Source organism: Streptomyces lasalocidi, from assembly GCF_005280215.1.
In the GTDB taxonomy this organism is placed as follows: Bacteria; Actinomycetota; Actinomycetes; order Streptomycetales; family Streptomycetaceae; genus Streptomyces; species Streptomyces longwoodensis.
Map to the genome: position 1 here is coordinate 3,561,058 of NZ_SZNQ01000001.1, position 19,094 is coordinate 3,580,151.

A 19,094-nucleotide genomic window follows, 5' to 3' on the forward strand; every position below is an offset into this window, starting at 1 on the left:
GGCAACCCACCCAGGGGCGCGACACACCCCGACGAGCCCGCACCCCGTGACGAGCGGCACCCCACTGGTGCTCTCCGGCGCCACGGTCGTCCTGCCCACCGGCACCGTGCCGGACGGCCGGGTCGTAATCGAGGACACCCGCATCGCCGCAGCCGCACCCGAGCACGCCCAGGTCGTCGACCTGAGCGGCCACTGGGTGGTCCCCGGCTTCGTCGACCTGCACAACCACGGCGGCGGCGGGGCGTCCTTCACCTCCGGCACCGTCGAGGACGTCCTCAAGGGCATCCACACCCACCGCCTGCACGGCACCACCACGCTGGTGGCCTCCACCGTCACCGGCGACATGGACTTCCTGACGCAGCGCGCCGGGCTGCTGAGCGAGCTGGCCGAGCAGGGCGACATCGCCGGCGTCCACTTCGAGGGGCCGTTCATCTCGCCCTGCCGCAAGGGCGCGCACTCCGAGGAGCTGCTGCGCGACCCCGATCCGGCCGAGGTGCGCAAGCTGGTCGACGCGGCGCGCGGGCACGCGAAGATGGTCACCCTCGCCACCGAGCTTCCCGGCGGCATCGACTCCGTACGACTGCTCGCCGAGCACGGGGTGATCGCGGCGATCGGGCACACGGACGCCACCTACGAGCAGACCGTCGAGGCGATCGACGCCGGCGCGACGGTCGCCACCCACCTGTTCAACGCGATGCCGCCGGTCGGCCACCGCGCCCCGGGACCGATCACGGCGCTGCTGGAGGACGGGCGGGTCACCGTCGAGCTGATCAACGACGGCACGCACCTGCACCCGGCGGCGCTGCAACTGGCCTTCCACCACGCGGGCGCCGACCGGGTCGCGTTCATCACGGACGCGATGGACGCGGCCGGCTTCGGCGACGGCCGCTACATGCTCGGCCCGCTGGAGGTGGAGGTCGCGGACGGCGTGGCCCGGCTGGTGGAGGGCGGCTCCATCGCCGGCTCGACGCTCACCCTGGACCGGGCGTTCAAGCGGGCGGTGACGATCGACCGGGTGCCGGTGACGGACGCGGTGCGCGCCCTGTCCGCCAACCCGGCGCGGCTGCTCGGCCTGGACGACCGCATCGGCTCCCTGGAGCCGGGCAAGGACGCCGACCTGGTGGTGCTGGACGCGGACTTCGAGCTCAAGGGCGTGATGCGGCACGGCGCGTGGGTGGTCGATCCCCGACTGGTCTGATACGTCCGCCCGGAGGAAGACGGTGGCCGACCCGCACCCTGGGCCGGTCGCCGTCTTTTTGGCATGATCGGGCCACCGGACGGCAACGTCGTACACACTCATCGGGGGAGGTCAGCCAGGTGATCCTCACGGTCACGCTGAACACCGCTCTCGACATCACCTACCGCGTACGGTCCCTGCGGCCGCACGCCTCCCACCGGGTCTCGGAGGTCACCGAACGGCCCGGCGGCAAGGGGCTGAACGTGGCCCGGGTCCTCGCCGCCCTCGGGCACGAGGTGACGGTCACCGGCTTCGCGGGCGGGACCACCGGGGACGCGGTGCGCGAACGGCTCGCCGCGACGCCCCGGATCACCGACGCCCTGGTCCCGGTCACCGGGCCCACCCGGCGCACCGTCGCGGTGGTCGACGAACTCACCGGCGACACCACCCAGTTCAACGAACCGGGCCCGGTCGTCGACCCGGCGCGGTGGTCGACCTTCCAGGAGGCGTACGAGGGCCTCGTCGGCCGCGCCGACGCGGTGGCCCTGTGCGGCAGCCTGCCGCCGGGGGTGCCGGTCGGGGCGTACGCGGGGCTGGTGCGCACGGCGCGGGCCGCGGGGGTGCCGGTGCTGCTGGACACGGCCGGCGAGGCCCTGCGGCGCGGGGTGGCCGCCCGCCCGGACGTCATCACGCCCAACGCCGACGAACTGGCCGAACTGACCGGCTCCCACGAGCCGTCACGGGCCACGCAGGACGCCCGGCGGCGCGGAGCGCGCGCGGTGGTGGCGACGCTCGGCCCGGACGGCCTGGTCGCGGTGACGCCGGAGGGGCGCTGGCGGGCCGTGCCGCCGGCCCGGGTGCGGGGCAATCCCACGGGCGCGGGCGACTCGGTCGCGGCGGCCCTGCTGGCGGGACTGGTGGACCGCCAGCCCTGGCCGGACCGCCTGTCCCGCGCGGTCGCCCTGTCCGCGGCGACGGTCCTGGCCCCGGCGGCCGGCGAGTTCGACCCCACGGCCTACCGGGACCTGCTGGGCCGGGTGACGGTGACCGGGGAGGTCACCGCCGCCTGACCCGCGGCTAGTCGGTGACCTGGCCCTTCTTCAGCCACAGCTGGTCGAGCAGGACGTTGCACTTGTCGCCGTCCTGGCAGGACAGCGAGATGGTGTTGGTGCCCTTGGTCAGCGCCGGATAGGCGTACGTCGTGGTCCAGCCCTTGGCGAAGTCGCCCTGGGCGGCCTTGGCGTAGTTCTTCAGCGGCATCTTCGTGCCGAAGACCTTGCCGTTGATGGTGAGGGTCATGGACTGGTCCTCACCGGGCGTGCTGTAGTGCGCGAACAGCGTGTAGGCGCCGTCCTCGGGGATGCCGTTGACCGTCCAGGTGACGGAGGCGCCGACGTTGTTCAGGTTGCCGACGTAGACGCCGCCGGCCGCCTTGGCGCCCTCGACGTCCGAGGACGTGGTGGCGCCGCCGTCCAGCCGCAGCGCCTTGGCCTCGATCGTGGGCAGCTCGGTCTCGCTCGCCTCGCTGGTGCTCGACTCGCTGGGCGAGGCGCTCGCGGACGCGGTGGGCGAGGAGGCCGCCTCGTTGCCGCCGCCCTTGTCGTCGTCGGTGTTGCCGTTGGCCATGGCCACCGCGATGCCGATGACGACCGCGGCGACGACGGCGACCGCGCCGATCAGCAGGCCCTTGGTGTTGGGCCCGCGGCCCCGGCCGCCGCCACCGGACACCGCCTGCTGGCGGGTCGTGGAGGCACCGCCGGGGAGGGTCTCCGGCGCCGCGTAATGGGGGTTCTGCGTGCCGTACGGCGCCTGCTGCTGGGGCGCGCCTTGCTGCCCGTAGGACTGCTGCCCGTACGGCTGGGCCTGCTGCTGGCCGTACTGGCGCTCGCCGACCGTGCGCACCCGGCCGACCGCGTTCGGGTAGCCGTAGCCACTGCTGGAGGGCGGCTGCGCTCCGTTGGCCTGTCCGTCGGCGTAGAGGTAGCCGAACGGGTCGTCGTCCTCGGGTGTGCTCGCGCCGTTGTTGCCGGGCGTCATCCCTTCGTACTCCTCAACAGGTGCGGGGGGCGGATGCGGGGGGCGTCCCGGGACGCCGTGGGCGTCTCGCGGGGCGCGTCTGAACAGGTGTGGCGAAGTGCGAGCCTACCCGCTCCGCAGGGCCCGAACGGGTGACCCGGACCGCACCATCGGCCGCATCACCGCGCTGACCTGCACCTCATCCGGCACGCCGGTGCTGTTTGGGACGAGATCGTTTCTCGACGTACATCCGCTCGTCGGCGGACTTCAGCACCTCGTCGGCCGTCATGCCGCAGTGCGCCCAGCCGATGCCGAAGCTGGCGCCCACCCGCACGGCCCGTCCCTCGGCGCGGATCGGCTGGATGATCTCGTTGCGCAGCCGTACGGCGAGGTCCTGGGCGTCGGCCCGGCCGAGCCCGTCGGCGAGGATCACGAACTCGTCGCCGCCGAGCCGGGCGACGGTGTCGCCGTCGCGCACGCCCCGGGACAGCCGGCGGGCGACCTCGATGAGGACGGCGTCGCCCGCGTTGTGCCCGAACCGGTCGTTGATCGACTTGAAGCCGTCGAGGTCGCAGAAGAGGACCGCGAGCCCCTTGGTGCCGTCGTCGTGCCCCTCCTCGGGGGCGACGGTGTGCACGTGGTGGTCGTAGCCGTCGTAGGACTCCACCGGTTCGGGGCGGTAGTCGAAGCCGTGGTCGCTCAGGTCGGGCACGGCGTGGCCGAAGGCGGCGTCGTGGGATGCGAAGGCCTCGTCCAGCGCCGCATGGGCGGGCCGCCGGCACAGCCGCGAGGAGAGGCGCGAGCGCAGTTCGGCGGAGTTCGGCAGGCCGGTCAGGGAGTCGTGCGAGGCGCGGTGGGCGAGCTGGAGCTCGCGGCGCTTGCGCTCCTCTATGTCCTCGACGTGGGTGAGCAGGAAGCGGGGCCCGTCGGCGGCGTCGGCGACGACGCTGTTGCGCAGGCTGACCCAGACGTAGGTGCCGTCGCGCCGGCCGAGGCGCAGCTCCGCGCGGCCGCCCTCGGCGGAGGTGCGCAGCAGCGTGCCTATGTCCTCGGGGTGGACGAGGTCGGAGAAGGAGTAGCGGCGCATCGCGGAGGCGGGGCGGCCGAGCAGGCGGCACAGGGCGTCGTTGGTGCGCAGGATCCGGCCGTGCTGGTCGCCGCCCATCTCGGCGATGGCCATGCCGGAGGGGGCGTACTCGAAGGCCTGGCGGAAGGATTCCTCGCTGGCGCGCAGGGCCTGCTGCTCGCGCTCCAGGCGGACCAGGGCGCGCTGCATGTTGGCCCGCAGCCGGGCGTTGCTGATCGCGATGGCGGCCTGGAAGGCGTACATCTGGAGCGCCTCGCGGCCCCAGGCGCCGGGCCGGCGGCCGTTGCGCGGGCGGTCCACGGACAGCACGCCGATCAGCTCGCCGCCGGAGCCGCCGGGCACGGAGGGCGTGTACATCGGCGCGAACAGCCGGTCGGAGGGGTGCCACTCGTCCTCGAAGCGCGGCGCGGGCCCGTCGGTGTACCACTGCGGGACGTCGTCGTCGTCGAGGATCCAGCCCTCGGTGTGCGGGATGAACACCAGGTCGCCCCAGTGCTCGCCCATGGTCAGCCGCCGCTCCCAGGACTCGCGGGACCCGACCCGGCCGGTGATCAGCGCCTCGGCCGCCGGGTTGCCGGCGAAGGCGGCCACCACCAGGTCCCCGTCGGCGCGCACGAGGTTGACGCACGCCAGCTCGTAGCCGAGCGCGGTGACGACGCCGTCCGCGACCGTCTGCAGTGTGTCCGCCAGGCTGCGGGCCGTGTTCATGTCGGCCATGACCTGGTGCAGCTGTCGCAGGGAGGCAAGACGGACGTACGGCTCCGACTCGGTCTCCATGCTCGCCCTCCCCCCGAGACTTCGCAGCGAATCAAGGGTCTGTCGTCGGCGTACTGTTCTCCGCAGCTGTCGGGCTGCCGTTCTGCTGCTGTTCTTGAGCGGTCTCCGCCACTGAATCACAGCGCGAAGCCCGGTCGGTACACAGGGTCAACAATTCATGGCCCTTGTGACTCAAGTCACATAAGAACATGAACAATTGGGGGAGATTTCCGGGTTTCCCGGTGTTCGCGGCCTTTCCCGGGTTTGCCGCGCTTCCGGTGGTTCGGGGGCGTGCCGGGACCGTGGTCCTAGGACCGGCTTCGGGCCGAGGTCCGATGCGGGGCGCGGAGAGGGCAGACTAGCGTCTGCAAGCGTGCCGAAGACATCCCCCGCCGCCCCCGCCGCCGCCGTTGTGCATGCTGAAGGGGTGAGCAACGACGAGTTCCGCGCCGCCATGTCCCGGCTGGCCGGCGGTGTGGTCCTGGTGACCGCGCAGGAGCCCCCACTGGACCCCGACGACCCCTCCGCCCCCCGGGGCGAGGACGTCGGCATGACGGCCACCGCCTTCGTCTCCGTCTCCCTCGAACCGCCCCTGGTGATGGTCAGCCTGCGCGAGGGCTCCCGGATGGACGACCTGCTCGACGAGCAGCCCCTGTGGGCGGTCTCCGTGCTCTCCGAGAGCCAGCGGCACATCGCCGGCCGGTTCGCCATGAAGGGCCGCATCAGCGACCGGCTGCTGTTCGAGGACATCCCCTACGTCCGCGGCGAGGCCACCGGCTCCCCGCTCGTCGGGGGTGCGCTGGCCACCCTGGAGTGCCGCACGGAACAGCGCGTGGCGGCGGGCGACCACACGCTGGTCATCGGTCGCGTCCTGACCGCGGGCGTGCCGAGCGCGGAGGGCGGGCCGCTGCTGTACTTCCGGGGGCGTTACCGGCAGCTGGGCTGAGGCCTCATCGGCCCGGCCGGCACGCTCCGGCCCGGCAGGCGCCGGGGGGTGCGCGGTGCGTCAGCCCCAGTCCTTCGCCGAGCGGCCGCGCTTGGTCTCCGAGCGCTGCTTCTTCTCCCGCAGCCGGCGCTCGTTGATGCCGCGCGGGATGCGGGTGGGACGCCGCGGCCTGGGCGGGGGCGCGGTGGCCTCCGCGAGCAGCGCCGCGAGGCGCACCGCGGCCGCCTCACGGTTGCGCCACTGGGAGCGGTGCTCGGAGGCGCGCACCGAGATCACCCCGTCGACCAGCCGGGACGCCAGCCGCTCCAGGGCACGCCGCTTCCACACCTCGGGCAGGGCCTCGGTGCGGGCCAGGTCGAAGCGCAGCTCCACCTGCGAGTCGCTGGTGTTGACGTGCTGGCCGCCGGGCCCGGACGACCGCGAGAAGCGCCACATGAGCTCGGCCTCCGGGAGGGAGACGGAGCCGCGGATCAGATGGGGACCGGACATGCCGTACATGTTCCCGGCTCTGACCCGTCCACGTCACGCGAATTAGCGGAGGGTAAAGAAAGTAAAGGCGTGCGGAACCTTCGCGCCCCCTCACGGCGTTCCTAGGGGTAGAGGTAGCTTCGTGCCCGTACGAAGCCCCGTAAGGCACCACCGCGCACGCGGAACGAGGGAAGGGACTCCCAACAATGGCTGTAAGCCTGTCCAAGGGTGGCAACGTCTCGCTCACCAAGGAGGCTCCGGGCCTGACCGCCGTCACCGTGGGCCTCGGCTGGGACGTCCGCACCACCACCGGCACGGACTTCGACCTCGACGCCTCCGCGATCGCGGTCAACACCCAGGGCAAGGTCTACTCCGACGCCCACTTCGTCTTCTTCAACAACAAGCAGACCCCGGACAGCACCATCGTCCACACCGGTGACAACCGCACCGGCGAGGGCGAGGGCGACGACGAGGCGATCAACGTCAACCTCGCTGCCCTCCCGGCCGACATCGACAAGATCGTCTTCCCGGTGTCCATCTACGACGCCGAGAACCGCTCGCAGAACTTCGGCCAGGTCCGCAACGCCTACATCCGCATCGTCAACCAGGCCGGCGGCGCGGAGATCGCCCGCTACGACCTGTCGGAGGACGCGGCCACCGAGACGGCCATGGTCTTCGGCGAGCTCTACCGCAACGGCGCGGAGTGGAAGTTCCGCGCGGTCGGCCAGGGCTACGCCTCCGGCCTGGTCGGCATCGCCCAGGACTTCGGCGTCAACGTCTGAGCAGTCCGGCCGGCCGCTCGGGCCGGTCCGGTGGGAGCCCCCGGCCGCGGTGCGCCACGGCCGGGGGCTCCGCCTGTCCCCGCGAAAGGCCGCCCCGTGATCCTGGAGCCCCTGCCCCTCACCCCGGACCGGGACATCCCGCCCGCCGTCCTGACCGAGCTCACCGCGCTCTACGCCTCCGACCACGCCTTCCAGGCGCTCAGCGGCGACTTCCCCGACCCGGACGACATCCGTCCGGAGCAGGTGGCGGCCGAGCTGGCCGACGAGCTGGCGAACCCGCACGTGGAGGTGGAGCTCGCCCGCTCCGAGGGGCGGCTCGTCGGCGTCGTGGTCACCCTGGCCCACCACCCCGACCCGGCCGAACCGGACCCCTGGATCGGGCTGCTGCTGGTCGACGCGGCCGTGCAGGGCCGCGGCTTCGGCCGCCGGATCGCCGAGGCGGTGGAGGACCGCTTCCGCGCCGCGGGCCGCAGCGCCGTACGGCTGGCCGTCCTGGACGCCAACCCCAGGGGCCTCGCCTTCTGGACCGCCCTCGGCTACGCACCCGTCGCCCACCGCCGCGACCTCCGGCGCGACCGCCCCTGCACGGTGCTGCGCAAGCAGTGGGCCGACCGGACGGCACCCCGCCCCGACTAAGGCCGAGGCGGCTTCGCCTTGCCGTACAGCCAGGTCTTCCAGATGGGCGCCCAGTCCTCGTCGGGGGCGTGCCGCTCCACGTACGCCGTGAAGTCGGCCGTGCTCGCCGTGCCGTGGCGGTGCGCGGCGGTCCACCCCTGGACCAGGTCGTAGAAGGCGTCGTCGCCGACGGTCCGGCGGATCATGTGGACGACCATCGCGCCGCGCGCGTACACCGGCCGGCCGGAGACGTGCGCGGCGCCCGGCGGTTTCGCGGGCGGGAAGTCCCAGAGGTGTTCGTCGCCGTCTTCGCCCTCGTCGTAGAGGGTGTCGAAGGTCTCCTGCGCGCTGTCGCCGCCGTGGTCCTCGTCCCACAGCCACTCGGCGTACGTCGCGAAGCCCTCGTTGAGCCACATGTCCCGCCAGGTCCGCGGGGTGACCGAGTCCCCGAACCACTGGTGGGCCAGCTCGTGCACCAGCGTGCCGGTGTCCGGGGCGCCGGGGAAGACGGGCCGGTTCTGGGTCTCCAGCGCGTACTCGGCGTCCCCGGGGCGCTCCACGACCGCGCCGGTGGAGGAGAAGGGGTAGGGCCCGAAGTTGTACGTCGCCCAGTCCATGATCTCGGGCAGCCGGGCCAGCACCGCCCGGCTGTCGTCGGCCTGCTCGGGGTCGACGGCCGTGTACACCGGCACCCCGCCGCCGGTGGTGGAGCGCCGCACCTCGTACCGGCCGATCGCGAGGGTGGCCAGGTAGCTCGCCATGGGTTCGGCGGTGTGCCAGGTGTAGGTGGTCCGCCCGCCGGAGGTCGTGGCGCGGGTCAGCTGCCCGTTGGACACGGCCGTCAGCCCCTCGGGGACGGTGACGGTCAGGTCGTAGGCCGCCTTGTCGGACGGGTGGTGGTCGCCCGGGAACCACGCCATGCCCCCGACCGGCTCGCCGAGGGCCAGCGCGCCGTCCGCGGTGGGCAGCCACCCCTCCTGAGAGCCGTCGGGGTCGGTGAGGGTGCGCGGGCGCCCGGAGTAGCGCACGACCGTCTCGAAGGTCTCCCCGGCGCCGACGGCCCCGGCCGGCCGGACGGTGAGTTCCTGCCCGCTGCGGCGGACCCCGGCACGCCGGCCCCCGACGGTGACGTCCCGCACGTCGAGGCCGGCCAGGTCCAGGTCGAAGGCGGCGAGGTCCCGCGTGGCGCGGGCGGTGACGACGGCCCTGCCGGTGAGACGCCCGGTCCCGGGGTCGTAGCTCAGGGTCAGGCCGTAGTGGGACACGTCGTAGCCGCCGTTCCCGGCCAGGGGGAAGTAGGGGTCGCCGACGCCGGGGGCGCCCGCGTCGGCGCGTCCGTCGTCGTCGCACCCGGTGAGGGCGAGCAGGCAGACGGCGAGGGCGCCGGCTACGGCCGGGCCGGGGCGGACAAGGCGCGTCAAAAAGGACACGACCGCGATCCTATGCGGGCATGACACCATCACTGGCGTGCTCGACATCGGCTACGCCCTCTCCAACCGCTTCCCCGACCCCCCGCAGACGGACTACCGGCGCGCGGACGTCCACGCGCTGCGGCACGACCTGTTCTGCGGCGACGTCTACCTCGCCGACACCAGGTCGGACCGGGAACTGTCCACAGCCTGGGGATGGGTGCCGGTGCTGGACTTCGCGTGGGCGCTGTGCGACATCGTCGAGCGCCTCGACCGGGACCCGGCGGGCTCCCGCGCCTCGCGGCCGCAGCACGCGGAGCTGGACTTCACCGAGTCCACCGACCGCATGCTCTTCGAGCGCCGCTTCGGCTGGGTGGACATCGAGGCCGACTGGATGCCGGCCGAGGAGCCGCCGCTCACCTTCTCCCACACCGAACTGCGCCGCGAGGCCCGCGACTTCCTCCACGACCTCCTCGCCGACCTGGTCGACCTGCACGACGACCTGGGCGAGAACCCGGCGATCTGGACGCTCCAGGCCAGGTTCCCGCGGGTGGGGTGAGCGCCCCGCGGAGGAACCGGCGGGGCCCGGTGAGTCCGTAGGACGTCGGGCGTCGCCCGTCAGTCCTCCACCCTGACCCCCAGCGCGGCCGCGAACACCGGCGCCAGGTCCATGAGTTGCCCCGTGCTGATCACGGCGCCCGACAGCCGGTCCACGCCGCCCGACACGGACAGCTCGGTCGCGCCGCGCAGGTCCGTGTCCTTGAGGGTCGCGGCGGTGAAGTCGGCGGACCGCAGGGCGCAGTCGACGAACTCGACGCGCTCCAGACGGGCCCCGCCGAAGTCCGGCTCCACCAGGAGGCAGCCCTCGAAGACGACGTCCTTCAGCCGAGCCTGGCGCAGGTTCAGGTAGTCGATCTTGCCGCCGCGCACCAGCACCCGCTCCAGGACCGCGCCGTGGAGCTGGGTGCCGCCCAGGCGGGCCTCCGTGAGCTCCACGTCGCGCAGCGTGGACTCCGCCAGGTCGGTGCCCACCCCGGTGACGCCCGCGAGCACCGAGTCCAGGAACCGCGCGTGCCGCAGCCCCGTCCCGTCCAGCGCGCACCCCCGCAGCGCGCAGTCCATGAAGCGGGCGCCCCCGCCCTCCTGCCCGGCCAGGTCCCGCTCCCGGAACTCCAGCCCGTCGTAGTCCCCGTCGGGCTCCAGCTCCACTCCCCCGAACTCCTCCAGCGCGGGCAGCCGCACCTGGGGCCGCCGCGCCCCCTTCACCCCGCCGCGTCCAGGACCGGTCCTCGCGCTCGTCATGCGCCCATCCTGCACGGCGCCACTGACAACGCCCCGGTCCGGGCGAAGGGCACCCCTTGGCGGGGATCTTGACCTCAAGCGTGCTTGAGGTCGGAGGCTGGCGGCGTACGGGGAACCGCCACCGGGGCGGACCCCCACAGCCACCAGTCACCGGCCCGTCCGGCCCACCCAGGGGGACCCCATGCACGCCATCCGGCTCCACGCCTTCGGCCCCGCCGAGAACCTCCGGTACGAGGAGGCCGACGATCCGCGGCCCGCGCCCGGCCAGGTCCGCGTCGCCGTCGCCGCGGCCGGGGTGCACCTGCTCGACACGGCCCTCAGGGAAGGGGTGCGGGGCCCGGCCCCCACGCTCCCGGAGCTGCCCACGATCCCCGGCCGCGAGGTCGCCGGCGTGGTCGACGCCCTCGGCGAGGGCACCGACGCCCGCTGGCTCGGCAAGCGCGTCGTCGCCCACCTCGGCTTCGCCCCCGGCGGGTACGCCGAGCTGGCCGTCACGGACGCCGGGCGCCTGCACGAGGTCCCCGACGCCCTCGACCTCGCCGCCGCCGTCGCCATGATCGGCACGGGCCGTACGGCGCTGGGGATCGCCCTGTTCACCGACCTCGGCCCCGACTCGGTGGTCCTGGTCCCCGCGGCCGCCGGCGGCATCGGCACCCTGCTCGTGCAGTACGCCAGGAACGCCGGCGCCACCGTCGTCGGCCTGGCCGGCGGTCCGGAGAAGGTCGCCCGGGTCCGGGCGGCCGGGGCCGACCTCGCCGTCGACTACGGCGACCCCGGCTGGCCCGGCACGGTCCGAGCCGGGCTCGGCGGCCGGGTGCCGACCGTCGTCCTCGACGGGGTGGGCGGCGACGTGGCCCGCGAGGCCGTCGCCCTGCTCGGCCCGGGCGGACGGCACCTGGTCTTCGGCTGGTCCGCCGAAGGCGTCGTCGGCGGCCGCGGATACGTCGTCGACGGCGTCTCCGAACAGGTCCTGGGTCCCGCCATGCTGAGCAGGGCCGGCGGCCCCGACCCGCTGCGCACCCTCGAAGAGCGCGCCCTGGCCGAGGCCGCCGCCGGACGCCTCGTCCCCGCCGTGACCCGCTTCCCCCTCGCCGAGGCCGCCGCCGCGCATTGGGCCCTCCAGGGCCGGGCCACCGTCGGGAAGGTCGTCCTGGAGCCGTGACCGGCACCGCCCGGCAAGGGGCGCCGTCCCGAAGATGCACCTCGTCCCGATACGTGGTCTTCTGGGCGGATGAGTGTCACCCACACAGGTGAACCCCCGACGGAACCCGGAACCGACCCCCGCCGCTGGTGGGGCCTGGTGGTCATCGCCCTGGCGCAGCTCATGGTCGTCCTCGACGCCACCATCGTGAACATCGCCCTGCCCTCCGCCCAGGCGGACCTGGGCATGAGCAACGGCAACCGCCAGTGGGTGATCACCGCCTACACCCTCGCCTTCGGCGGCCTGCTGCTGCTCGGCGGCCGCATCGCCGACCTGGCCGGCCGCAAGCGGACGTTCGTCATCGGGCTGATCGGCTTCGCCGTGGCCTCCGCGATCGGCGGCGCGGCGGCCACCGACGGCATGCTGTTCGCCGCCCGCGCCCTCCAGGGCGTATTCGCGGCCGTCCTGGCCCCCTCGGCGCTCTCCCTGCTCACCACGACCTTCACCGACCCGAGGGAACGCGGCAAGGCGTTCGGCATCTACGGCGCCCTGGCCGGCTCCGGGTCCGCCATCGGCTTCATCGTCGGCGGCCTGCTGACCGAGTACCTGAACTGGCGCTGGTGCCTCTACGTCAACGTGCCGATCGCGGCCGTCGCGGTCTTCGGCGCGTTCGCGCTGCTGCACGACCGGCCCGGCCACGCCGACGCCCGCCTGGACGTGCCCGGCGTCCTGCTGGGCTGCGGCGGCCTCGTCGCGATCGTCTACGGCTTCAGCGAGGCCGAGCCCCGCGGCTGGTCGGACCCCGTGGTGCTGGCCCTGCTCGCCGGGGGCGTGGCCCTGCTCGCGGTGTTCGTGTGGTGGCAGACCCGGGCGAAGTCCCCGCTGCTGCCGCTGCACATCGTCCGCGACCGCGACCGGGCCGGCTGCTTCCTCACCATGGGGCTGGCCACCATCGGCATGTTCGGCCTGTTCCTGTTCATGACCTACTACCTCCAGGTCATCCTGGCCTACTCGCCGGTCCGCACCGGCCTGGCCTTCCTGCCGCTGACCGTCGCGATCATCATCGGGTCCACGCAGATCTCCGCCCGGCTGCTGCCGCACGTGGCGCCGCGCGCCCTGATGGGGCCCGGCATGCTGCTGGCCGCGGGCGGGATGCTGATCCTCACCCGGATGACGGTCCACTCGTCGTACACCACGGAGATCCTGCCCGCCCTGCTGCTGATGGGCCTCGGCATGGGCCTGACGTTCATGCCGGTGTTCTCCACGGCCACCGCGGGCGTCGCGCCCCGCGACTCCGGGGTCACCTCCGCCACGGTCAACACCTCCCAGCAGGTCGGCGGCTCGATCGGCACGGCCCTGCTGAACACCATCGCCACCACCAGCGCCGCGAGCTACGTCGCCGCCCACCTGCGCGACCCCGCCCGGCGGGCGCAGGTCGTCGCCGAGGGCACCGTGCACGGCTACACGGTGGCCCTGTGGTGGGCCGCGGGCGTCATGCTCCTGGCCGGCCTGGTCGCCGTGCTCATGGTGACGGCCGGGCCGCCGAAGCACGGGGCGCGGCAGGAGGAGGCGGTCCCGGAGCCGGTGGTCTGAGCCGGTGGTCTGAGCCGGTGGTCTGAGCCGGTGGTCTGAGCCGACCCTCCGACCCTCCGACCCTCCGGCCGGCGGCCCGCCCGACAGGTGCCGCGACGGCCCCCGGGACGATACTGACGGGGATGAAACGGCACACGCGTGTCCCCCGGGCCCTCGCGGCGGTGCGGTCGTACGTCCGCAGCGCGCCCGGCACGTACGCGTGGCTCGGCGTCCTGTTCGTCACCACGGTCGCCCTGCACCACATGTCGCCGGAGTTCGAGCAGGACTTCCTGCGCCAGCGGTCCACCAATCTGCACGAGCTGTCCCAAAACCCGGTGCGGGTCCTGGTCGCCAGCGCCATGTGGATCGACGGCGGCCGCTGGTTGCCGTACGCCGTGCTCTACACCGTCTTCCACGCGAGCGCCGAGCGCCGGCTCGGCACGGCCCGCTGGCTGCTGGTGTGCGCGCTCGCACACGTCCTCGCCACGCTGATCAGCGAGGGCGCGCTGCTGTGGGCGATCGAGCAGAGCGTCGCACCGCACTCCGAGTACAACGCCCTCGACATCGGCGTGAGCTACGCGCTGGCCGGAATCGTCGCGGTGCTCACGTACGGGATCCGCAGCCCCTGGCGGTACGGCTACCTGGCCGGCGTGCTCCTCGTCTACACCCTGCCGCTGACGAGCGGACCCACCTTCACGGACGTCGGCCACTTCGTCGCCGTCCTGGTCGGACTGGGCTGCTATCCGCTGGTCAGGGGCGGTACGGAGGTACGGAATCCGAAGGAGACAGCCCCCGTCCCCAGGGGCTAACGTCCGCCCATGGACAGCTCGGCACGCGGCCCCGTGAACGGCGGCATCTCCTTCTGGTACGCCCACGACGGCCTGCCCGACCGGCGCCCGCCGCTGTCCGGGGACACGGACGCCGACGTCGCCATCGTGGGCGGCGGCTACACCGGCCTGTGGACCGCGTACTACCTCAAGAAGGCCGACCCCTCCCTGCGCGTCACCGTCCTGGAGCGCAGCTTCTGCGGCTACGGCGCCTCCGGACGCAACGGCGGCTGGCTCTACAACGGCATCGCCGGCCGCGACCGCTACGCGAAGCTGCACGGCCACGAGGCCGCCGTACGCCTGCAGCGGGCGATGAACGCCACTGTCGACGAGGTGATCGCGGTCGCCGCTGCTGAGGGCATCGACGCGGACCTGCACCGCGGCGGCGTCCTGGAGGTCGCCCGCACCCCCGCCCAGCTCGCCCGCCTGAAGGCCTTCCACGCCCACGAGCTGTCCTACGGCGAGCACGACCGCGAGCTGTACGACGCGACGGAGACCGCGGCCCGCGTCCGCGTCGCCGACGCGGTGGGCGCGTCCTGGACCCCGCACGGCGCCCGGGTGCACCCGGTGAAGCTGGTGAAGGGGCTCGCGGCGGCCGTCGAGGCGCTGGGCGTGACGATCCACGAGTCGACCCCGGTCACGGAGATCCGCCCGCGCCACGCGGTCACCCCGTACGGCACCGTCCGCGCCCCCTACGTGCTGCGCTGCACCGAGGGCTTCACGGCGGACCTGAAGGGCCAGCGCCGCACCTGGCTCCCGATGAACTCCTCGATGATCGCCACCGAGCCGCTCACCGACGACCAGTGGGCGGCGATCGGCTGGGAGGACCGCGCGACGCTGGGCGACATGGCGCACGCCTACATGTACGCCCAGCGCACCGCCGACGGCCGCATCGCGCTGGGCGGCCGGGGCGTGCCGTACCGCTTCGGCTCGCGCACCGACAACGACGGCCGCACGCAGCCCGGGACGATCGAGGCGCTCCGCCGCATCCTCACGGCTTTCTTCCCCGCCCTGGCCGGCGTCCGCGTCGAGCACGCCTGGTCGGGCGTCCTGGGCGTCCCGCGCGACTGGTGCGCCACAGTCACCCTCGACCGCGCCACGGGCCTCGGCTGGGCGGGCGGGTACGTCGGCTCGGGCGTGGCCACCACCAACCTGGCCGCCCGCACCCTGCGCGACCTCGTCCTCACCGGCACACCCACCGACCTCACGACCCTCCCCTGGGTCAACCACAAGGTCCGCCGCTGGGAACCCGAACCCCTCCGCTGGCTGGCGGTCCACACCCTGTACGCGACGTACCGCACGGCGGACCACCGAGAGGAGTCCCTCCGCACGACGGGAACGTCCCACTTGGCGACGGCGGCGAACCGGATCGCGGGGCGGCACTGACGAAAGCCGGGGACGCCAGCGTCTCGATCAGAGCTCGTGGTGCTCGGCCACGTCAGTGTCGTCCGCAGAACCTCCGCGACCGCGCTTGGCTACCCGAATCCGGTCGATGACAAGTCCGGCCAGTCCAGCCAGGAAAAAGAACGCCGCTGCGCCGAAGCCCACCCGCAGGAGTGGCGGTCGTCCGTGCCCCAACGCCCGAACGCCGGCCCAGGCTGCTGCGGCCATGAGTCCAAGACCCTGGATCCACCATCGCTCGCTCTTGGTACTTGTCATGTACTTAATCAGAGTCACATCTGATGGTCCCACTCGCACCCGGGCACTCGGCCGCCTCCCACAGACGCCGAACGCCCCGGACCGATCACCGGCCGGGGCGTTCGTGCCGCTGTGCGGCGGAGCCCCCTGTCGGATTCGAACCGACGACCTTCGCTTTACAAGAGCGGTGCTCTGACCAGCTGAGCTAAGGAGGCCTACGCGGGTCCGTCGGACGCGCGCTCGTGCAGTGTACCCAGGTCGTCCGGGGGGCCCGGCGGAAATTTCCGCGAAGTTCACAGTCCTCCGGGTACTGACAGGGCGGGTGAATGGCAGGTAGCGTCCTGACCCGGTTCACTCGTGTGGACTACACCAACCACCTTCCTACAACGGATCGTCCGGCACGTTCCTGCCGGTAGAAGGGGGCCCATTCACCATGGCCACTGTCACGTTCGACAAGGCGACCCGGATCTACCCGGGTTCCGACAAGCCCGCCGTCGACGCCCTGGACATCGAGATCGCCGACGGGGAGTTCCTCGTCCTGGTCGGTCCCTCCGGTTGCGGCAAGTCCACCTCCCTGCGCATGCTCGCGGGCCTGGAGGACGTCAACGGCGGCGCGATCCGCATCGGCGACCGCGACGTCACCCACCTGCCGCCGAAGGACCGGGACATCGCCATGGTGTTCCAGAACTACGCGCTCTACCCGCACATGACGGTCGCCGACAACATGGGCTTCGCGCTCAAGATCGCCGGCGTCAACAAGGCGGAGATCCGGCAGAAGGTCGAGGAGGCCGCCAAGATCCTCGACCTGACCCCGTACCTGGACCGCAAGCCGAAGGCCCTCTCCGGCGGTCAGCGCCAGCGCGTCGCCATGGGCCGCGCCATCGTCCGTGAGCCGCAGGTCTTCCTCATGGACGAGCCGCTGTCCAACCTGGACGCCAAGCTCCGCGTCTCGACGCGTACGCAGATCGCGTCCCTGCAGCGCCGCCTCGGCATCACCACGGTCTACGTCACCCACGACCAGGTCGAGGCCCTCACCATGGGCGACCGCGTCGCGGTCCTCAAGGACGGTCTGCTCCAGCAGGTCGACACCCCGCGCAACATGTACGACCGCCCGGCGAACCTCTTCGTCGCCGGCTTCATCGGCTCCCCGGCGATGAACCTCGTCGAGGTCCCGATCACCGACGGCGGCGTGAAGTTCGGCAACTCGGTCGTGCCGGTGCAGCGCGAGGCCCTGTCCTCCGCCACCGACAAGACCGTCACGGTCGGCGTCCGTCCCGAGCACTTCGACGTCACCACCGACCCCGCCACGGGCGTCGCGGTCGTCGTCAACGTCGTCGAGGAGCTGGGCTCCGACGCGTTCGTCTACGGCACCGCGCAGGTCGGCGGCGAGACCAAGGACCTGGTCGTGCGCGTCGGCGGCCGCGAGGTCCCGGAGAAGGGCAGCACGCTCAACGTCGTGCCGCGCTCCGGCGAGACCCACGTGTTCTCGACCTCCACGGGCGCGCGCCTCTCCGACTGACGTCACCGGCGCCACACCTTCGGCCCGCCTCCCCGCGGGCAACCGGAAGGGCCCCGCAGCACGCGTGCTGCGGGGCCCTTCCGTTGTGTCTCCCCACCGCTCCGATACCCCGGCGAAACCGGCGTTTCGAGCGGTACTCGTCAACCCACTACCCAAAAAGGTGCACGGGTCCATCCCCCGACCGAGTGACTGAATGTCGCCAAATCACTACCGGGCGCTACCCTCACTCGCGTGAAGCACTCCGTGAAGCACTCCAGCTCCTCCCCCGCAACGCGACGCGGCCAGGGCCCCGCCCGCCACATCGGCCGCACCCTCGCGCTCGTCCTGCCCGTCGTCCTGGTGCTCTCCGGGACCCTCGCGGTCACCCGGGTCAACTGGTCGGGGAACCCGGCGGACTCGGTGCTCGCCGCGTCCGACGTCGCCGCGGCGGGCGACGCCAAGCACACCGCCCCGCGCGCCCCGCAGGACGTGCTGCGCGACCGGCTGCTCACCGAGCTCCAGGAGAAGGACCCGGGCACCGCGCTCACCCACCTCCAGGAGGCGGTCAACGGCAGGCCGTCCCTCGCGCGGCACTGCTCCTCCATCGCCCGCGCCCTCGGCCGCGCCGCGGTCCGCGTCTACGGGCCCACCCGCGCGCAGTCGTACGCCCGCCCCGTGTGCGACACCTCCTTCGCCTCGGGCGTCCTCGCGGCCCGCGGCTGAGCAAACAGCTGAGCGCACGGCCGAGCACACGGCCGAGCACAACTGCTCAGCCCACGGCTGGGGCGCGTACGACCGACATCGCAGTGCGGTGGTGTCCGTGCCGTGACCGTCGTCGCCACGGCGGTCACGGCCACCCGTCGCAGCGGGCCCTCGGCGCGGCCCCGGCGGCCCCGCAGCGGCGTTCACGGCACCGGCGGCGACCGTCGCCCGGCGGACCGGTTCCCGGCCTCCAGCGCCCGCGCGGCGCCACGTACAGTGCCGTCATGACCCATCCGCACGCCGCGTCCCGCCCGACACAAGCCGTCGTCCTGGCCGGTGGCCAGGGCTCCCGGCTGCGCCCGTACACCGACGACCGGCCCAAGCCCATGGTCGAGATCCCCGGCACGGGGACGCCGATCATAGGTCACCAGCTCGGCTGGCTCGCCGAGGAGGGCGTGACGGACGTCGTCGTCTCCTGCGGCCACCTCGCCGAGGTGCTGCAGCAGTGGCTCGCGACGGCCGACCTGCCGCTGAAGGTGACCACTGTCGTGGAGCACGAGCCGCTGGGCCGCGGCGGCGGCCTGAAGTACGCCGCCGCCCACCTGCCGCACCCCGACCGGCCCTGGTACGCCACCAACGGCGACATCTGGACCCGCTTCTCGCTGCGGGACATGGCCGACTTCCACACCGAGCGCGACGCGGTGGCCACCCTCGCTCTCGCCCGGCCCCGCATCCCCTGGGGCGCCGTCCAGACCGACGGCTTCGGCCACATCACGGACTTCATCGAGGCGCCGCCGTCGACCTTCGAGATCAACGCGGGCGTCTACGTCTTCTCCCCGGGGTTCGCCGACCTGCTGCCGGAGCGCGGCGACCACGAGCGCACGACGTTCCCGCGCCTGGCCCGTGAACTCCGCCTGGCCGGCTTCCCGATCCCCCAGGGCGCCTACTGGCGGGCCATCGACACCGCCAAGGACCTGACCGAGGCGGCGAAGGAACTGGCCGCCCTCGGCCGCTGACCCTCACGACCACTCTCGGTCGCTGACCTCCACGGCCGCACTCCGCCGCTGCCCCTCACGGCCGCCCTCGGCCGCTGACGCCGGAAGGCGGCCGCTGACGCCGGAAGGCACCCCGCCGCTCCCGTCGGCCCCGCCCCGCGAC

General features: G+C 73.1%; 18 protein-coding genes and 1 tRNA gene. 13 read left to right on the plus strand and 6 right to left on the minus strand.

All coding sequences use genetic code 11. The features are described from left to right. The first annotated feature begins 67 nt into the window (after positions 1-67). Both nagA and E4U91_RS15845 read left to right on the plus strand, forming a co-directional pair. The gene (nagA, locus tag E4U91_RS15840; protein WP_241678855.1) at positions 68-1,198 is read left to right on the plus strand and encodes an N-acetylglucosamine-6-phosphate deacetylase; all 1,131 of its coding nucleotides are present in this window, start codon (positions 68-70) and stop codon (positions 1,196-1,198) included. 119 nt (positions 1,199-1,317) lie between these two features. After that, entirely contained in the window at positions 1,318-2,247 is a 930-nt protein-coding gene (locus tag E4U91_RS15845; RefSeq protein WP_137307473.1) for a 1-phosphofructokinase family hexose kinase, read from the plus strand. Positions 2,248-2,254: 7 nt separating this feature from the next. Here E4U91_RS15845 and E4U91_RS15850 read toward each other — a convergent pair whose 3' ends face one another. Both E4U91_RS15850 and cdgB read right to left on the minus strand, forming a co-directional pair. Continuing rightward, complete coding sequence (locus E4U91_RS15850) at positions 2,255-3,214, minus strand: carbohydrate-binding protein (RefSeq protein ID WP_137307474.1); 960 nt, start codon at positions 3,212-3,214, stop codon at positions 2,255-2,257. Between the two features lie 178 nt (positions 3,215-3,392). Then, positions 3,393-5,057: a diguanylate cyclase CdgB gene (gene cdgB / locus E4U91_RS15855; RefSeq protein ID WP_137307475.1), complete on the minus strand. Its 1,665-nt coding sequence runs from the start codon at positions 5,055-5,057 to the stop codon at positions 3,393-3,395. Between the two features lie 352 nt (positions 5,058-5,409). Here cdgB and E4U91_RS15860 point away from each other — a divergent pair, with 352 nt between their 5' ends. Further along, the gene (locus E4U91_RS15860; RefSeq protein WP_137307476.1) at positions 5,410-5,982 is read left to right on the plus strand and encodes a flavin reductase family protein; all 573 of its coding nucleotides are present in this window, start codon (positions 5,410-5,412) and stop codon (positions 5,980-5,982) included. Between the two features lie 60 nt (positions 5,983-6,042). Here the strand turns inward: E4U91_RS15860 and arfB are convergent, their stop codons facing one another. Continuing rightward, positions 6,043-6,480, minus strand: a complete 438-nt coding sequence (arfB, locus tag E4U91_RS15865; protein WP_137307477.1) for an alternative ribosome rescue aminoacyl-tRNA hydrolase ArfB — start codon at positions 6,478-6,480, stop codon at positions 6,043-6,045. 176 nt (positions 6,481-6,656) lie between these two features. On the opposite strand from arfB, the gene E4U91_RS15870 reads away from it, so the two are divergent. Next, a complete protein-coding gene (locus tag E4U91_RS15870; RefSeq protein WP_137307478.1) occupies positions 6,657-7,232 on the plus strand; it encodes a TerD family protein in 576 nt (191 codons plus the stop codon). Positions 7,233-7,328: 96 nt separating this feature from the next. Then, complete coding sequence (locus E4U91_RS15875; protein WP_137307479.1) at positions 7,329-7,868, plus strand: GNAT family N-acetyltransferase; 540 nt, start codon at positions 7,329-7,331, stop codon at positions 7,866-7,868. Here E4U91_RS15875 and E4U91_RS15880 read toward each other — a convergent pair. Continuing rightward, positions 7,865-9,307, minus strand: a complete 1,443-nt coding sequence (locus E4U91_RS15880) for a M1 family metallopeptidase (protein WP_137310840.1) — start codon at positions 9,305-9,307, stop codon at positions 7,865-7,867. The genes E4U91_RS15875 and E4U91_RS15880 overlap by 4 nt on opposite strands. 7 nt (positions 9,308-9,314) lie before the next feature. Between E4U91_RS15880 and E4U91_RS15885 the strand changes: the two genes are divergently transcribed. Continuing rightward, entirely contained in the window at positions 9,315-9,815 is a 501-nt protein-coding gene (locus tag E4U91_RS15885; RefSeq protein WP_137307480.1) for a hypothetical protein, read from the plus strand. Between the two features lie 59 nt (positions 9,816-9,874). On the opposite strand, the gene E4U91_RS39590 is transcribed toward E4U91_RS15885, so the two are convergent. Further along, positions 9,875-10,558 carry a pentapeptide repeat-containing protein gene (locus E4U91_RS39590; protein ID WP_137307481.1) on the minus strand — a complete coding sequence of 228 codons (684 nt, stop codon included), beginning with the start codon at positions 10,556-10,558 and terminating at the stop codon, positions 9,875-9,877. 181 nt (positions 10,559-10,739) lie between these two features. On the opposite strand from E4U91_RS39590, the gene E4U91_RS15895 reads away from it, so the two are divergent. The 4 genes from E4U91_RS15895 (at position 10,740) to E4U91_RS15910 (ending at position 15,484) form a co-directional block, all read left to right on the plus strand. Continuing rightward, on the plus strand, positions 10,740-11,720 hold the full coding sequence (locus E4U91_RS15895; RefSeq protein ID WP_137307482.1) for a zinc-binding dehydrogenase: 981 nt from the start codon (positions 10,740-10,742) through the stop codon (positions 11,718-11,720). A 69-nt stretch (positions 11,721-11,789) separates the two neighbouring features. Then, complete coding sequence (locus E4U91_RS15900; RefSeq protein ID WP_137307483.1) at positions 11,790-13,292, plus strand: MFS transporter; 1,503 nt, start codon at positions 11,790-11,792, stop codon at positions 13,290-13,292. 122 nt (positions 13,293-13,414) lie between these two features. Then, positions 13,415-14,080, plus strand: a complete 666-nt coding sequence (locus tag E4U91_RS15905) for a rhomboid-like protein (protein ID WP_137307484.1) — start codon at positions 13,415-13,417, stop codon at positions 14,078-14,080. Between the two features lie 9 nt (positions 14,081-14,089). Beyond that, positions 14,090-15,484: an NAD(P)/FAD-dependent oxidoreductase gene (locus E4U91_RS15910; protein ID WP_174867805.1), complete on the plus strand. Its 1,395-nt coding sequence runs from the start codon at positions 14,090-14,092 to the stop codon at positions 15,482-15,484. A 393-nt stretch (positions 15,485-15,877) separates the two neighbouring features. On the opposite strand, the gene E4U91_RS15915 is transcribed toward E4U91_RS15910, so the two are convergent. Continuing rightward, positions 15,878-15,951, minus strand: a tRNA-Thr gene (locus tag E4U91_RS15915). Positions 15,952-16,169: 218 nt separating this feature from the next. On the opposite strand from E4U91_RS15915, the gene E4U91_RS15920 reads away from it, so the two are divergent. From E4U91_RS15920 to E4U91_RS15930, 3 genes are all read left to right on the plus strand, one after another. Then, the gene (locus tag E4U91_RS15920; RefSeq protein WP_137307485.1) at positions 16,170-17,255 is read left to right on the plus strand and encodes an ABC transporter ATP-binding protein; all 1,086 of its coding nucleotides are present in this window, start codon (positions 16,170-16,172) and stop codon (positions 17,253-17,255) included. Between the two features lie 231 nt (positions 17,256-17,486). Next, positions 17,487-17,957 carry a hypothetical protein gene (locus E4U91_RS15925; RefSeq protein WP_241678593.1) on the plus strand — a complete coding sequence of 157 codons (471 nt, stop codon included), beginning with the start codon at positions 17,487-17,489 and terminating at the stop codon, positions 17,955-17,957. A 263-nt stretch (positions 17,958-18,220) separates the two neighbouring features. Then, a complete protein-coding gene (locus E4U91_RS15930) occupies positions 18,221-18,952 on the plus strand; it encodes a nucleotidyltransferase family protein (RefSeq protein ID WP_137307486.1) in 732 nt (243 codons plus the stop codon). Positions 18,953-19,094 lie beyond the last annotated feature (142 nt).